The sequence below is a fragment of the Pseudomonadota bacterium genome (genome assembly GCA_039196715.1).
Classification (GTDB): Bacteria; Pseudomonadota; Gammaproteobacteria; order CALCKW01; family CALCKW01; genus CALCKW01.
Map to the genome: position 1 here is coordinate 130872 of JBCCUP010000001.1, position 15102 is coordinate 145973.

Annotated in this window: 14 protein-coding genes; 5 read left to right on the plus strand and 9 right to left on the minus strand. The window is 64.8% G+C overall.

The features are described 5' to 3' along the window. Positions 1–5 precede the first annotated feature (5 nt). From sufB to AAGA11_00640, 3 genes are all read right to left on the minus strand, one after another. Complete coding sequence (sufB, locus tag AAGA11_00630; GenBank protein MEM9601339.1) at positions 6–1457, minus strand: Fe-S cluster assembly protein SufB; 1452 nt, start codon at positions 1455–1457, stop codon at positions 6–8. A 200-nt stretch (positions 1458–1657) separates the two neighbouring features. Continuing rightward, positions 1658–3187, minus strand: coding sequence for a hypothetical protein (locus AAGA11_00635; GenBank protein ID MEM9601340.1), 1530 nt, complete (start codon positions 3185–3187; stop codon positions 1658–1660). 89 nt (positions 3188–3276) lie between these two features. Beyond that, a complete protein-coding gene (locus AAGA11_00640; GenBank protein ID MEM9601341.1) occupies positions 3277–3663 on the minus strand; it encodes a DUF3135 domain-containing protein in 387 nt (128 codons plus the stop codon). A gap of 407 nt (positions 3664–4070) precedes the next feature. Between AAGA11_00640 and AAGA11_00645 the strand changes: the two genes are divergently transcribed. Together AAGA11_00645 and galE are read left to right on the plus strand one after the other, a co-directional pair. Beyond that, complete coding sequence (locus AAGA11_00645; protein ID MEM9601342.1) at positions 4071–4889, plus strand: glycosyltransferase family 2 protein; 819 nt, start codon at positions 4071–4073, stop codon at positions 4887–4889. Positions 4890–4902: 13 nt separating this feature from the next. Next, positions 4903–5901 (plus strand): UDP-glucose 4-epimerase GalE, encoded by a 999-nt coding sequence (gene galE, locus AAGA11_00650; protein MEM9601343.1) that lies wholly within the window; start codon positions 4903–4905, stop codon positions 5899–5901. A gap of 12 nt (positions 5902–5913) precedes the next feature. Here the strand turns inward: galE and AAGA11_00655 are convergent, their stop codons facing one another. From AAGA11_00655 to AAGA11_00665, 3 genes are all read right to left on the minus strand, one after another. Then, a complete protein-coding gene (locus AAGA11_00655; GenBank protein MEM9601344.1) occupies positions 5914–7227 on the minus strand; it encodes a serine/threonine-protein kinase in 1314 nt (437 codons plus the stop codon). Between the two features lie 104 nt (positions 7228–7331). Beyond that, positions 7332–8657: a UDP-N-acetylmuramate:L-alanyl-gamma-D-glutamyl-meso-diaminopimelate ligase gene (gene mpl / locus AAGA11_00660; protein ID MEM9601345.1), complete on the minus strand. Its 1326-nt coding sequence runs from the start codon at positions 8655–8657 to the stop codon at positions 7332–7334. A gap of 12 nt (positions 8658–8669) precedes the next feature. Next, positions 8670–9173 (minus strand): hypothetical protein, encoded by a 504-nt coding sequence (locus AAGA11_00665; GenBank protein MEM9601346.1) that lies wholly within the window; start codon positions 9171–9173, stop codon positions 8670–8672. 66 nt (positions 9174–9239) lie between these two features. Between AAGA11_00665 and rnt the strand changes: the two genes are divergently transcribed. Continuing rightward, positions 9240–9869 carry a ribonuclease T gene (rnt, locus tag AAGA11_00670; GenBank protein MEM9601347.1) on the plus strand — a complete coding sequence of 210 codons (630 nt, stop codon included), beginning with the start codon at positions 9240–9242 and terminating at the stop codon, positions 9867–9869. A 9-nt stretch (positions 9870–9878) separates the two neighbouring features. On the opposite strand, the gene grxD is transcribed toward rnt, so the two are convergent. From grxD to AAGA11_00685, 3 genes are all read right to left on the minus strand, one after another. Continuing rightward, positions 9879–10202 (minus strand): Grx4 family monothiol glutaredoxin, encoded by a 324-nt coding sequence (gene grxD, locus AAGA11_00675; protein MEM9601348.1) that lies wholly within the window; start codon positions 10200–10202, stop codon positions 9879–9881. A gap of 77 nt (positions 10203–10279) precedes the next feature. Next, positions 10280–12061 carry an N-acetylglutaminylglutamine amidotransferase gene (locus AAGA11_00680; protein ID MEM9601349.1) on the minus strand — a complete coding sequence of 594 codons (1782 nt, stop codon included), beginning with the start codon at positions 12059–12061 and terminating at the stop codon, positions 10280–10282. A gap of 112 nt (positions 12062–12173) precedes the next feature. Continuing rightward, on the minus strand, positions 12174–12773 hold the full coding sequence (locus AAGA11_00685; protein ID MEM9601350.1) for a superoxide dismutase: 600 nt from the start codon (positions 12771–12773) through the stop codon (positions 12174–12176). A gap of 204 nt (positions 12774–12977) precedes the next feature. Between AAGA11_00685 and AAGA11_00690 the strand changes: the two genes are divergently transcribed. Both AAGA11_00690 and argF read left to right on the plus strand, forming a co-directional pair. Then, the gene (locus AAGA11_00690; protein ID MEM9601351.1) at positions 12978–14159 is read left to right on the plus strand and encodes an aspartate aminotransferase family protein; all 1182 of its coding nucleotides are present in this window, start codon (positions 12978–12980) and stop codon (positions 14157–14159) included. Further along, positions 14156–15058: an ornithine carbamoyltransferase gene (gene argF / locus AAGA11_00695; protein ID MEM9601352.1), complete on the plus strand. Its 903-nt coding sequence runs from the start codon at positions 14156–14158 to the stop codon at positions 15056–15058. Before AAGA11_00690 ends, argF begins: the two co-directional genes overlap by 4 nt. Positions 15059–15102 lie beyond the last annotated feature (44 nt).

Consider the following 15102-nt stretch of genomic DNA (forward strand, 5'->3'; position numbering starts at 1 on the left):
AGAGGTCAACCAACCGACCCTTCGAGGCTGATTTCAAGCAGTTTTCCGGCTTCCACCGCAAATTCCATCGGCAGCTCGCGGAAGACCTCCTTGCAGAATCCGTTGACGATCATCGAGACCGCCTTCTCGGTGTCGAGGCCGCGCTGTTGGCAGAGGAACAGTTGGTCGTCGCTGACCTTGGACGTGCTCGCCTCGTGCTCGATCACCGCTGAGTTGTTGCGGCTCTCGATGTACGGGAAGGTGTGGGCCCCGCAGGTGTCGCCGATCAGCAGCGAGTCACACTGTGTGAAATTGCGCGCTCCCTCGGCTGTCGGCGCGACGCGCACGAGGCCGCGGTAGCAGTTTTCGCTGCGCGCCGCTGAGATGCCCTTGGAAATGATCGTCGACTTCGTGTTCTTGCCCATGTGGATCATCTTGGTGCCGGTGTCGGCCTGCTGCCGCCCGCGGGTCAGCGCGACCGAATAGAACTCGCCCACGCTGTTGTCACCGCGCAACACCACACTCGGGTACTTCCAGGTGATGGCCGAGCCGGTCTCGACCTGCGTCCAGGAGATGTGGGCGTTGCGGCCCTTGCACAACCCACGCTTGGTCACGAAGTTGTAGACACCACCCCGGCCCTCTTCGTCGCCCATGTACCAGTTCTGCACGGTGGAGTACTTGATCTTCGCGTCGTCCAGCGCCACCAGCTCGACCACAGCGGCGTGCAGCTGGTTCTCGTCACGCATGGGCGCGGTGCAGCCCTCCAGGTAGGAGACGCTCGCGCCCTCCTCAGCGATGATCAGTGTGCGTTCGAACTGCCCGGTGTTCATCGCGTTGATGCGGAAATAGGTCGAGAGCTCCATGGGACAGGTCACGCCCTTCGGGATGTAGACAAAGGAGCCGTCCGAGAACACCGCCGAATTCAGGCAGGCGTAGAAGTTGTCACTGATCGGCACGACCGTGCCGAGGTACTTCTGCACCAGCTCCGGGTGCTCCTTCACCGCCTCGGAAATCGGGCAGAAGATGACTCCGGCCTCGGCCAGCGTGTCCTTGAATGTGGTGTGGATCGACACACTGTCGAAGACGACGTCGACCGCGACGACGCCCGCCAGTCGCTTCTGCTCGTGCAACGGGATGCCGAGCTTCTCGTAGGTGCGCAGGATTTCCGGGTCGACCTCGTCAAGCGACTTGGGCCCATCACCCTGCCCCTTGGGGGCGGAGTAGTAAGAGAGTGCCTGGAAGTCGATCGGCTGGTAGTCGACGTGCGCCCACGTGGGTTCCGACAGCGTAAGCCACTTGCGGAACGCCTTGAGGCGCCACTCGAGCAGCCACTCGGGCTCGTCCTTGCGCGCCGAGATGGCCCGGATGGTGTCCTCGTCCAGGCCCGGCGGCAGAGATTCGCTCTCGACCTCTGTGACGAAACCCGCCTCGTAGTCACTGGCGAGGCGTTCATTGATGCGTTCGACGCTTTCCGACATGGTCGATTCCTGCAGCCCAAAAGTGTGTGCGTGGAGGGGCAATCCCGGGGCACGGTCGGCGCAGCCTGCTGCCGAGCGCGCGCGTGGGGCCGGCGGCCCAAGCCTGCCCATAATATCAGACTAAATCAGTCGGGAATTAGTTTCGTCAAACGGGGGAAATCGGCGACGTTGCCGGCTGACGCCGACGTCCGGGTGCGGCGTCAAAAGCCGAAGCGGCGGGTGTAGCGCTCGGTGAACGGTCGCATCGGGCGCCAGAGGAAAGGGGTGACGACCGCTATCAGGCCGACGCCCACCAGCGCGCACCAGCCCAACATGCCGAGCCAGCTGCCGCCAGGTGCCGAGAGGGGGCCCCGCAGCAGGACGTAGCCGGCGATGATGAGCACCGGGTACCACAGGGTCTGCACCGCCACACTGACTGAGCTGCGATCGAGCGCGAACTGTCGCCCGACGAGCACGAAGCCGGCCGGTAGAGACACGAAGAGCATGAAAATCGCCGCGCCGGCGAAGATGCCGACTACCCCGAAGTTGTAGCCGCCGAGCACGGCGAACAGCAGCACACCGACACCCTCAAACAGGCACAACTGGCCACGCAGGCGCATGTCGCCGCGGATGTACAAGAGGTTTTGCAGCGAGGAGTTCAACATCCACGCGGCCAACATCGCACACAGCGCGAGATTGGCATCCGTCCCTGCCCAATAGGTCTCCCCAACCCAGAGTGCGATGAAGGCCTGGTTCGTAACGCCACCCGCGACAAACGCAATTGCAGACAGGCAGGCCATGAGTTTGAGGTAGGTACTGACGGTAGGCCACAAATCGTCGCCGAGCTCGCCTGCATGGTACTTGGCCGCGAGGGTCGGCCGCACGACATATCCAATCCATGTCAACAACTGAACGACGAGGTAGGGCATCACGAAAAGAAGTGCAACAGCGTTGGCGGTCTCAAGGCCCATACCCGGCAACAGACCAGCGATCATTCGGAAGCTTTGGAGCACCATCGCCCCGCCAAGAGTCGATGCCAGCATCCAGCCGCTCATGCCGAGCACCTGCTTGAGCACCGCGAGCCGTGGCAACAGCGGCGGCAGTGGCATCTTGAAGCCAAGCCGAGCGGCGAAATGCCGGCGCAGCATATAGAACACCAACACACCCACCACGGCGGCGGCGCCGAGCCCACCGAGCCGAAACCCTAACCACACCAACAGAACCGACACCACCGACGTGGTGAGCTGCATGACAATGAAGCAGAGTTGGTGGTTGCGGTGATTCTGCAAGCCGACCAGGAGTGATGAGTGGTGTGCACCCAGCAAGGTGAGACCAATGACGACCGCGCATGCCACGGTGAACCAAATGGCGCTGAGCGCCTCCTCTGGCGTCAACTCGTCGGTGAGCGCTTCGAGGTGAAAGGCGATCCACACCGCCGCGACAAAGGCCACAAGGGCAATCGCGGACTGCAGCCAGCGGCCGACCGCGAGCGTCTCGCGCGTCGCATCATCTGCGCGGCCATCCCGCACGTTCTTCTCGATCACCGCTTGCATGGATTGCGCGGTGCCCGGGTTTGCAGACTGGAGGTAGCCGACGAGCTCAAGCACGGCAGCCCGCAGGCCCATTAACTGCGGGCCCAACGCGCTCAGAAAGAAGGGGATAGTGAGCAAGCGCACGGCGCCGTCCAGGGCAAACTGAATGTACCCAAACAGTACGCCGTCGATTACCCGCTTCTGGTTCGAGCCACTCACCGAACTACCACGCTGCGCTTTGATCAATCGTCACCGTGCTAAGTGTAACGGTCGATACGCAGAACGCAGGGGCATACACGCTCGCCGTGTCAGCGTGCGGTGCCCTCCGAGCGGGCGAAAGGCAGCACATCCGCGCTCTGCGTGCTGGGTTTGAGCGAGGCAAGTTCCTCCTCGGACAGGGCCTCCGGCCGGACCACGGCGTTCAGCTGCACTCTCAGTTCATCGAAGGATTTCCACATCCGACCACTGGCGTCCAGGCACGCCGCGAGCGGCGACGGTGATGTCTGGCGCTGCGCGTCGAGCTCGAACACGAGGCCTCGCAGGCGGCGGTGCATGCGCGGCGGTGCACACTGCACACACTGCTCGAGCAACTCCGCGCGCAGCGCCTCGAACGCCTCCGGGTTGTCCCGCGCCAAGGTCGCCAGCTCGTCGAAATCGGGCATCGCCACGGGGGGCGGAAGGTCAGTGGTGGTCACAATTGCGGTCCTCTTGCTACAGCGTTGCGTCATGCCGAAGCGCAGTGTCAGATTTCTGATGCACCTGCTCAAGCACGGCGACGCCAAACTGCGAACCGCCTCACAGGAAACGCCCTGGCAGGCCCGCGGATCGCCACCGGCACGGTGATCGGCCTCGCCGCGCCTCGCCGGCGGCTGTTCAACCGTACAGAATCCGCGCGCGCCGTCGATAGCACTCAAAGCGGTTGCTGCACGTGTTACGCGACGGCGTCGGCACCGCCCGCCGCACCGGGTCGGTCACGCCGCCCAATGCGGCCGAATTCACGGTCAGCTTCCGGCGTCAACCCCGTAACAATATGGACATCACCGGTACGGCGGAATCTGCCAAAATGAAAAGCGTGCCTGTACGGTCACGCGAGGACCACGCGATGTCGCTCCCCGCTACACCAGTATTCGATTCATCCACCCTCGCAGAGCACACCGATCAAGAGCTCGCTCGCCACGTGTACCGCCCGTTTACGATTTTCATTCCGGCGTACAACGCCGCCAAGACGCTGCCCGAGGTGCTCGAGCGTATCCCTAAACACCTCTGGGACGATTGCGTCGCGTGCTTCGTGATCAGCAAGGCGAGCCGCGACAACACCCTCGAGGTGGCCGAATCGCTGCAGGCGACCTACCCCAAATTGCGCTGGGTCGGCGGTGACACCAACCTCGGCTACGGCGACTCGGTTCGCACCGGCTTGACGGCCTGCCTGAGCGTCGAGTCGGACACCGTCGTCTGCCTCCACGGCGACGGTCAGTATCCACCCGAAGAGTTGCCGACGATGCTCACCGAAATCCAGTCACGTGGTCTGGACATCCTGCAGGGCTCGCGGCACAAACTGAACACAGCGCGCGCCGGCGGTATGCCACTGTACAAGGTGATTGGCGGCAAGGTGCTGACCTGGATGGAAAACCGGGTCTTCGGCATGGCGATGACGGACTACCACTCGGGGTACATGCTCTACAGTCGGCACGCCCTCGAGACCTTGCCGATCGACCACCTGAGCTACTACTTCGACTTTGACATCGAGGCCATCGCCGCCGCGCGTGCGATGGGCTTGAAGATCGACGAAGTCGGCATCCCGACGCACTACGGCGACGAGGAGTCGTACTTGAACCCGTGGCTGTACGGCCTGCGTTGCCTGCGCGTCATGGGCTTGTACATCGCCGGCAAGTACCACCGCTTGGCACGTGCCCGAAACTGACAGGAGCGAAGACATGGCTTGCATTCTGGTGACAGGTGGCGCGGGTTACATCGGTAGCCACACCGTCAAACTGCTCGGTCGCGACCACGAGAACGTGGTTGTGCTGGACAACTTGTACACCGGCTTCGCCGAATCAATCACCCACGGCACCTTCGTCCAGGGCGACACCGGCGACCGCGTACTGCTCGACAAGGTGCTGGAGGAGCACGACATCGAAACCGTGCTGCACTTCGCGGCGCACACCATTGTGCCGGAGTCGGTCGAGAACCCCCTGAAGTACTATGGCAACAACACGGCCAACACCCGTACGCTGCTCGAAGCCTGCAATGATCATGGCGTGAAACACTTCGTGTTTTCCTCAACGGCAGCGACCTACGGCGAGCCCGCCTCCGGTCGATGCAACGAGCAGACACCGACGGCGCCGATCAACCCGTACGGCATGTCAAAGCTCATGAGTGAGACCATGCTGCGCGACCTCGACGCCGTCTCCGACATGAACCACGTGATCCTGCGCTACTTCAACGTCGCGGGTTCGGACCCGGACGGCGCGATCGGCCAGTCCACCGAGAAGGCCACCCTGCTGATCAAGGTCGCGGCCGAACACGCGGTCGGCAAGCGCGATGCCGTGTACATCTTTGGCACCGACTACGCCACCGCAGACGGCACGGGCATCCGAGACTACATCCACGTGACCGACCTCGCCGAAGCCCACGTCAGCGCGTTGCGCTACCTGCGCGACGGCGGTCCGAGTGTGACCCTGAACTGCGGCTACGGCAGCGGTTTCAGTGTGCGGGATGTCCTCAACACCGTGCAGTCCCAGGTGAACCACGAGCTCAACATCATCGAAAAACCGCGTCGTGCTGGCGACCCGCCCGAATTGGTCGCCGACGTTGATCGCATCCATGCCACACTCGACTGGACGCCGCGCCACAACGACCTGGATACGATCGTGCGCACCTCGATCGCCTGGGAACGCCGCCTGCTTCAGGATGACTTCCGCCGCCGCGCCTGACCGGGTGCAGCGCTAGAGCGGGATGTCGGGCTCGAGCGCGTCGAGGCGCGAAAGTCGGTCGCTCAACCGCCGCGCGAAGGCCCGGTACATGCCGACCTGAACCGACGGCGGCGCAGTGTAGAAGAAATCGGCGCGCAACCGGTAGGCAAACACCTCGGTCAGGGCGACGATCGCCTCCGGGCTTGGCGTATCGGACACGAAGCCGTGCTCCCCGACGCTGTCGCCCTGCCCCAGCAAGGCCACGGGCGTGTCGTCACGCTCCACCTGTGCGAGCCCGTCAGCGATCAGGTAGAGCACACGCTCCGAACTGCCCTGGGCGACGAGCACGTCGTCTCGACCGAACTTCACCGGTTTGCTGCCTCGCAGCAACTCCGCCAGATCGAACTCGCTGAAGCTGCCAAAGACCGAATGGCGGCGCAGCAAACGCTGCATGTCCGCCAACTCCCGTCGGCCACCGTGGACCAATTCCTCGATCACCGCACGCAGCGCTGACGCCATGTCAGCGCCCGTCTGGAAACGCCGTTCGGGCCGTTTCTGCAACGCGCGATGCATCACCTGGGCGAGGCTCTCGGGCAGGTGCGGCGCGGCGACCTTGAGGTGCGGTGGCGGTTCCCGCAGCACCTGGGCAAAGAGGTCCTTGACCTTCTTGGCCGCGTACACACGCTGGCCGGTCAGCATTTCGTACATGACCGTGCCGAGCGAGTAGAAGTCAGTCGGCGGCCCGAGCCGGTCCCCCCGGATCTGTTCGGGAGACATGTAGTTGGGTGTACCCAGCGAGGCCTTGCGGCCCTCGGCAACGCTCTGGTCCCGTGACAGCGCAATGCCGAAATCCAGCAGCTTTGCCTCGCCGTTGATGTCGAGCATGATGTTCGACGGCTTGATGTCGCGGTGCAGAAAGCCCTGGCTGTGCAGGTAGTCCAGCGATTCGCAACACTGGACCATGATCTCCAACACCCGTCGCGGCGGCAGCAACACCTGGCCCTTGCCGTGCACCTTGAGCGTGACGCCCTCGACGAGCTCCATGACGAGGTAATTGTGGCGTTCGGTCGCACCGACATCGTAGAGCGCGACAATGCCCGGGTGGGACAGCCGCGAGGCCGCGGCCGCTTCGGTGAGGAACGCGCGGTAGTGTGCGGGCTTGCGCGCGGGGTTGGGTTCCGTCGCCCCGGTGATGTCGAGGTTTTCGCGTTCGGCACCCTGGTCGCGCGAGGACAGTTTCACCGCGACGTCGCGCCCGAGCTTCTCGTCGAAGGCGCGGTAGACCGTGCCACAGGTGCCGCGACCCAACACATCCGAGAGGCGGTAGTGGTCGATGCGTGTGGGCACGGAATCGTCAGGTTTTGGGGCGCCGGATGCCACCGCGTCCGCCTCGCATGCAGAGCGTTGATTGTCTGGATTCACTATAGCAAAGCCTTGAAAAGCTACCGGATTCAGGCTCCGGTCAGTGCGTCCAAAATCTGACGCTGCACACCCTCGAAGCTTCCGTTCGACATACACACAATGCAATCGCCTTCGCGCGCCTCGCGTGTGAGTGTGTCGATCAGTTCACACCGGGATGTCACATGTGTCGCGGTGTCGCCCGCGACCCCGTCCCCGGCACGTCCGTCCGGGTCGTACAACACCACCTGTGTGGCGGCACACAGCGCCGCCGGGAGCGCGGTGGCGTGCGCCCCGGCACGCATGCTGTTGGAGCGCAGTTCCAGCGCCACCCGCAGCCGCGCCCCCGGGTGAAGGCTTTGCAGAGCCTCCAGCGTGGCGGCAATCGCGGTCGGGTGGTGGGCGAAATCGTCGTAGACGGTCACACCCCGACCCACGCCCAGGTGCTCGAGCCGTCGCTTTGGCGGTTCGAAACCCGCGAGGTGTGCGACCAACTCGCCGGGGTCGGGAACAAACGGCCTGCAGGCCGCCACCGCCGCCAGCGCGTTCAGCCGGTTGTGCCGACCGGCCGCGATCCAGCCTGCGGGTTGGCGGGGAGCGAGCCCGGGACCACACAGCGCCTGCGCGGCGTCGAGCTGCCAGTCCGCCGCACCACCAAACCCGACACGGTGGCTCCAGCACCCGCGTTCCAGCACACGCACGACGGCCGGGTCTTCGGCGTTGTAGACCACGCTGCCCCGGCCCGGTACACAACGCAGGAAATGGTGGAACTGGGTTTCGATCGCCGCGAGGTCGGGAAAGATGTCAGCGTGATCAAACTCGAGGTTGTTGAGCACGGCAATCTCTGGCCGGTAGTGCACGAACTTCGAACGTTTGTCGAAAAAGGCCGTGTCGTACTCGTCGGCTTCGACAACAAAACACGCCGATTGCCCGAGCCGGGCCGAGACACCGAAATTGCCAGGTACGCCCCCGATGAGGAAACCCGGCGACAACCCACTGGCCTCGAGCAAGTGCGCCACCAGGCTCGACGTGGTGGTCTTGCCGTGCGTCCCGGCAACGGCGATGACCCGTCGACCGCGCAGCACCTCGTCGGCCAACCACTGCGCACCAGACGTGTATGGCAGGCCGCGGTCAAGCACCGCCTCGACTTCGGGGTTGCCCCGAGACACGGCGTTGCCGATGACGACGAGATCGGGTGTCGGTGACAGGTTCTCGGCAGCGTACTGCGGGCACGTCGCCACGCCCAGCGCAGCAAGTTGGTCGCTCATCGGCGGGTAGAAGGCTTTGTCTGACCCCGACACCGTGTGGCCAAGCTCGGTTGCCAGACGCGCAACGCCCCCCATGAAGGTGCCGCAGACGCCGACGATGTGGATGTGCATGGTGTTCGCGCCTCAGAAGACCAGGTCGAAGACCGCGAAGGCCACCATGAGGTAGCCGATCGCCAGCGCAATCGCCAGCGCGCGCGAGCACTCCAGTGTCGTGCGCAGCACGTGCGCCTGAATCGCCACGAGCCAGCCCATGAGCAGCGTCCAGGGCAGCATGAAGCCCGCACCCGGTTCGACGCCGGCCGGGAGCTGCGACAACCGCCACATCAGCGGCGCCGCGGCGAGGTTGACCACCGCACTGCCGCCGCACAAGGCCGAGAACGCCTGCTGAAAACGCGCCGGTTTGGACAACACGCTGAGGGTGCCGAACAGCAGCGCTGCGCTGAGCGCGATGTCGACGAGGGCACGTTGAAACACCAGCGAAAAGTCGGCGTCCAGACTGCCGACGAGCACGTAGGACACCAGTGCCGTCGCAATGGCAACCGCCATCCCGGGCGTGCCGGCGGGCAGATCAGCAGGCGTTCCACGCAGTAATGCGATCCAGAGGTACTGCTGCCAAAGTCTGATCACGCGCGGAAAGCCTCTTGCAAACTAGTGGTATGATCTCGCCCCATTCGCCGGCGCCCACCTCACACTATGACAGACGCGTACCGACCGGGCGCCCCCTTCACCCTGGCCAACCGCTTCCGCGGCTTTCTCCCGGTCGTGGTGGACGTCGAAACCGGTGGGTTCGAGTCGGCCACCGACGCGTTGTTGGAAATCGCCGCGGTGGTCATCGGACTGGACGAGGCCGGCCAGCTCGCGCCCACGACCCACGTCTCGACGCACGTCATCCCATTCGAAGGCGCGCGCCTCGACCCGGCGTCGTTGGCCGTCAACGGCATCGACCCCTGGCACCCGCTGCGCGCGGCGCGGAACGAGGTGGACGCACTGAGCTACATCTTCAAACCGGTGCGTGAGGCGGTGAAAGCGGCCGGTTGCAACCGCGCCGTGCTGGTCGGCCACAATGCGGCGTTCGACCAGGGTTTCCTGAACGCGGCGCTCGCGCGCACTGGCATCAAGCGAAACCCCTTCCACCCGTTCAGCCACTTCGACACTGTCAGCCTTGCTGGCCTGGCGTTCGGCCAGACCGTCCTCGCACGTGCAGTGCGGGCGGCCGGACTCGAATGGGACAACGATGAAGCGCACTCGGCGCTCTACGACACGCGCAAGACCGCCGAGCTGTTCTGCCACATCGTCAACAGTTGGGAACACCGCCACCGGTGACAACGGGCCTCAGGCGGCCTTGTCGACGGCTTCCTGCACCAGCGTCTTGAGTTCACCTGAGGCGTGCATCTCCAGGGTGATGTCACACCCACCGATCAGCTCGCCGTCGATGTACACCTGCGGAAACGTCGGCCAGTCGGCGTAACGCGGCAGGTTCTCGAAGATCTCCGGGTCTGCGATCACGTTGACGTAGGCAAACTCGCGCTCGCACTGCTTGAGCGCGTCCACGGCGCGGGACGAAAAACCGCACATCGGCATGCCGGGCGTGCCCTTCATGTAGATGATCACGGGATTGCTTTCCACTTGATCCTTGATCTTGTCCAAAACGTCCATTGGCAATTCTCCGGGTGCGCGCCCGTCGGGCGCATGGTCATTGTGTGCGTGAGACGCGTGCGGCAACGGCGGTACCATCACGCGCCCTCGAGCTGTTGCTGCAGCCAAAGCTCCGTCAAGGCGAGGTGCCAGAGCTTGCTGCCCTGCAAACGGGTGAAGTGCTGATCCGGCTCGGCAAGCAATATGTCGACGAAGTCCCGCTGAAACAAGCCCCGTTCGCGACACGCCTGGCTGTTGAGGATATCGCCCATGTACTCGAGCAGCGGGCCGCGCACGAACTTGAGCGCCGGCACCGGGAAATAGGCCTTGCTGCGGTCGATGACGGCGTCCGGCACGATGCCGCGCGAGATCGCCTTGAGCACGCCCTTGCCTCCCTGTGCGAGCTTGAGCCGCGCAGGCATCGACAACACGAGTTCGATGAGCTCGTGGTCGAGAAAGGGCACCCGCGCCTCGAGGCCGAAGGCCATGGTCATGTTGTCAACCCGTTTCACCGGGTCGTCGACAATCAGCGACGTGACGTCCATAGCCAGGACCCGGTTCAGGTACTCACCGTCGCCGAATTCCGCGAGCAACCGCTCGATGTGCCGGGTCGTGACGTCACTGTCCGTGTGGTACGTCGGCGCGATCATGCGAGCCCATTCCGCGTGGTCGCGGTCGACGTAACGGCTGGTGAAGCGTGAGACGTCGGGCTCCTCTGTCGCCGCGTGCATCTCGGGGTACCAGAAGTAACCGGCAAACACCTCGTCGGCACCCTGCCCGCTCTGGACCACCTTGACCTCCTGGGCGACGCGCTCGCTCAACAGGTAGAAGGCCACCGCATCCTGCCCGACCATCGGCTCGGCCATGGCCGCTATGGCCTCTGGCAGGCGGCGCAGCAGTTGCGCGTTGGGCACGTGGAACTTGTGGTGGACGGTGCCGTAGCGCTCGGCGACAAGGTCGGAATACTCGAACTCGTCACCGCGTTCTTCGGGCTGGTCGTCGAACCCGACGGTGAAGGTTTGCAGCGACGTTGCGCCGGCCTCGGCCAGCAGCGCCACCAGCACGCTGGAGTCCAATCCGCCGGAAAGCAGCACACCCACCGGCACGTCGGCGATGTCGAGCCGGCGCTTCACCGCCAACGTCAGCGCGTCGCGGGTCAGCTCGAGCCACTCGGCGTCACTGCGTGACTCGGGCTGACCGACCTGCGGGTGCCAATAGCGTTCGAGCGTGGTGTCGCCGTTGGCGTCCCAACGCATCCAGTGGCCAGGCTGCAATTTCTGCACACCCTGAAACACGGTGTGCGGAGCCGGCACAGACGCGTGCAGCATGAACTGGTGGTGCAGCGCAACGGGATTGAGCCGGGTGTCGGCGCCACCCGCTGCGAGGATGGCCTGCGGGTTGGACGCAAAGCGCACACGCCCCGACTGGCGCGCGTAGTACAGCGGTTTGATACCGACGCGGTCGCGCGCGAACAGCGTGCTGCCGTCCCTCGGGTCGTGGAGTGCAAAGGCGAACATGCCGGACAATCGCGCGACGACGTCGGCGCCCCATTCGAGGTAGCCGCGCAGGATGACCTCGGTGTCACCCGTGGAGCGGAAGCGGTGCCCGCGTTCGATCAGTTCAGCACGCAGCGCGGGGTAGTTGTAGACCGCACCGTTGAACACCAGTGCCAGACCGGTGGCCGGGTCGACCATGGGCTGCGCCGCGCGGTCGCTGAGGTCGATGACGGACAAGCGTCGGTGTCCGAAACAGGCCGGTCCCACCGCGTGCACACCACTGCCGTCGGGCCCGCGACGTGCAATCGCCGGTAGCATGCGCTCGACGGTGGCGCGATCCGCCACGCTGCCGTCAAACCGCACCTCCCCGCAAATTCCACACATGGGCCTCGCCCCTAGTCTCGACAGGCAGGTCGGAGGACCCCGCCCGGATGGGTTGTCAGCAAAAAAAACCGGCGCACGCGGCGCCGGTTTTGGCGGTCAGATCGCTCGGCAATCACGCCGCCGCGAAGCGCTCTGACACCTTGGCCCAGTCAACCACGTCCCACCAGGCTTTGATGTAGTCGGGGCGCTTGTTCTGGTAGCGCAGGTAGTAGGCGTGCTCCCAGACGTCCATACCGAGCAACGGGGTACCCTGCTGTTCGGCGACGTCCATGAGTGGGTTGTCCTGGTTGGGCGTGGAGGTGACCACCAACCGGCCGTCCTGTTTGATCAGCCACGCGAAGCCGGAGCCGAAGCGGGTGATGCCCGCCTGCGTCATCTTCTCCTGCAGCGACTCCATCGAGCCGAACTCGGCGTTGATGGCCGCGCTGAGCTCACCGCTCGCGCTGCTGCCCCCGTTGCACATGGAGTTCCAGTAGATGATGTGGTTGTAGAACCCACCGCCGTTGTTGCGCACGGCCGCACCGTGCTCGCCTGCCTTGGCGAGGATTGCTTCGAGCGACTGATCGGCCAGAGGCGAATCGCTGACCGCGTTGACGAAGTTGTTGAAGTACGTCCGGTGGTGGCGATCGTAGTGGATCTCCATGGTCTGCGCGTCGATCGACTGCTCGAGCGCGGTGTAGTCGTAGGGCAGATCCGGGAATTCGAATGACATCGAAAGCTCCTTGCTTGAGTCGTGGGGTTGGCGGCACAGCGCACAACGAACAGGCTAACACGCCATTGTACCTCGCCACTGAGCCAATACAAACCAACCCGAGCCGCCCTGCGCCCACTCGGCAGCGCCCGATAGCGGCTTGCACGCCCACGCCACTGGCGTACACTGAACGGTTTTCCCAACCGAATCGATGCGGAGGACATCATGAGCGCCCTGATGAATATCTACGCGCGGCTGCCGATCGCCATCAGCCACGGCGAAGGGTCCTGGCTTTGGGACGATCAGGGGCGACGATTCCTCGACGGTTTCGGTGGCATTGCCGTCACCGCGCTGGGGCACGCACACCCGCGGATCGCGCGCGCCATCGCCGAGCAGGCGGGCCAGCTCATGCACACGTCGAACGCGCTGCACATCCCGCTGCAGCAGCAGGCCGGCGATGCGTTGTGCGACATCGCCGAGATGGACTCGGTGATATTTTGCAACTCCGGCGCCGAAGCGAACGAGGCCGCCTTGAAAATCGCGCGCCTGCACGCCCGCAAGCGCGGCATCGACGCGCCGCGCATTCTGGTCATGCACAACAGCTTCCACGGTCGTACCCTGGCGACCCTGAGCGCCACTGGCAGTGACAAGGTGCAGGCAGGCTTCGGCCCGCTGGTCCCGGGTTTCGTCCACGTGCCGTTCAATGACCTCGACGCGATCGACGCCGCGGCGGCGGCCCACGACGACATCGTTGCCGTGCTGGTCGAGCCCATCCAGGGCGAGGGCGGTATCTGTCCACCGACAGAAGGCTACCTGCAAGGCCTGCGCGCGCGCTGCGACGCACACGACTGGCTGCTCATGCTCGACGAGATCCAGTGCGGCATGGGCCGCACCGGCCGGTGGTTTGCGCACCAGCACGCCGGCATCCAACCCGACGTGTTGAGCGTGGCCAAGGCACTGGGAAACGGTTTCCCGGTCGGGGCGTGTCTGGCGCGCGGTGCGGCAGCGACGCTCATGCAACCGGGCAACCACGGCACCACCTACGGCGGCAATCCGCTGGCGTCGCGTGTGGTGCTGGAGGTCATCGCCGTGATGCGCGAAGACAGGCTGCTCGAGCGCGCCGCCAAGCTCGGTGCGACCCTCAGCGCCGCGCTGCGTGACCAACTCGACGGCGTCGAGTCGTTCGTCGAAGTGCGCGGGCAAGGGCTGATGATCGGTGTCGCCTTCGACCGCGACCCGACGCCAGTGCGCGACGCTGCGGTCGACGAGGGGCTGTTGCTGGTGCCCGCCGGCCAGAACACGCTGCGTCTGCTGCCCGCCTACACGCTGAGCGACGAGGACGCACGGGAGATCGCCGCGCGCCTTGGCCGCGCAGCGAAACGCGCGTGTGGAGCCGAAGCGGCATGACCGCCCATTTTCTGGTCGATACGGACCTCGAACCGGACACCTACCGGCGTCTGCTCGAGCGCGCCCGCGAGCTCAAGGCGCTGCAGCGCGACCGCACCCCCCACCGGTCGCTCGAGGGGCGTGTGCTGGCGATGATCTTCGAGAAATCGTCAACGCGCACCCGCGTGTCCTTCGAGGCCGGCATCTTCCAGCTCGGCGGGACAGGCTTGTATCTTAGCACGCGCGACAGCCAGCTCGGTCGCGGTGAACCGATCGCTGACACGGCACGCGCCCTGAGCGAGATGGTTGATGGCATCATGATCCGCACCTTCGCGCAGCACACCGTCCAGGAACTGGCCGTGCACGCCACGGTGCCGGTGATCAACGGTTTGACCGACAGCTACCACCCCTGCCAGTTGTTGGCGGACATGCAGACCTGGTTCGACAACCGCGGCGACATTCGCGGCGCCAAAGTGGCCTGGATCGGCGATGCCAACAACGTGTGCAACTCCTGGATGTTGGTGGCCGAGATGCTCGAGTTCGAACTGCACATCGGCTGCCCGCCGGGCTTCGCACCCGAGCCGACGGTGTTGGCACGCTGCCCGACCGCGGTCACCGTCCACCAGGACCCGCGTGCCGCGATCGAGCACGCGAGCCTCGTGGTCACCGACGTTTACGCCAGCATGGGCCAGGAAGACGAGGCGGCCCAGCGGCGCTCGGCGTTCCGCGGCTACCAGGTGAACAGCGAGCTGATGTCGGGAGCGGCCAGCGACGCGCTCTTCATGCACTGCCTGCCGGCGCACCGCGGCGAAGAAGTCAGCAGCGATGTCATCGACGGCCGTTGGAGCGTGGTCTGGGAACAGGCTGGCAACCGATTGCACGCCCAGAAAGCCCTGATGGAACACCTGATGGCCGGCTGAGCCGCAGGCTCGATGTCAGGCTGGAATGGGGCTTGCAGTCTGCG

What these genes read in the sequence shown, in the direction of transcription:
- grxD (MEM9601348.1), bottom strand. Translation starts at nt 10,202, where the DNA reads ATGGACGTTTTGGACAAGATCAAGGATCAAGTGGAAAGCAATCCCGTG.
- sufB (MEM9601339.1), bottom strand. Translation starts at nt 1,457, where the DNA reads ATGTCGGAAAGCGTCGAACGCATCAATGAACGCCTCGCCAGTGACTAC.
- AAGA11_00690 (MEM9601351.1), top strand. Translation starts at nt 12,978, where the DNA reads ATGAGCGCCCTGATGAATATCTACGCGCGGCTGCCGATCGCCATCAGC.
- AAGA11_00680 (MEM9601349.1), bottom strand. Translation starts at nt 12,061, where the DNA reads ATGTGTGGAATTTGCGGGGAGGTGCGGTTTGACGGCAGCGTGGCGGAT.
- mpl (MEM9601345.1), bottom strand. Translation starts at nt 8,657, where the DNA reads ATGCACATCCACATCGTCGGCGTCTGCGGCACCTTCATGGGGGGCGTT.
- rnt (MEM9601347.1), top strand. Translation starts at nt 9,240, where the DNA reads ATGACAGACGCGTACCGACCGGGCGCCCCCTTCACCCTGGCCAACCGC.
- AAGA11_00685 (MEM9601350.1), bottom strand. Translation starts at nt 12,773, where the DNA reads ATGTCATTCGAATTCCCGGATCTGCCCTACGACTACACCGCGCTCGAG.
- argF (MEM9601352.1), top strand. Translation starts at nt 14,156, where the DNA reads ATGACCGCCCATTTTCTGGTCGATACGGACCTCGAACCGGACACCTAC.
- galE (MEM9601343.1), top strand. Translation starts at nt 4,903, where the DNA reads ATGGCTTGCATTCTGGTGACAGGTGGCGCGGGTTACATCGGTAGCCAC.
- AAGA11_00645 (MEM9601342.1), top strand. Translation starts at nt 4,071, where the DNA reads ATGTCGCTCCCCGCTACACCAGTATTCGATTCATCCACCCTCGCAGAG.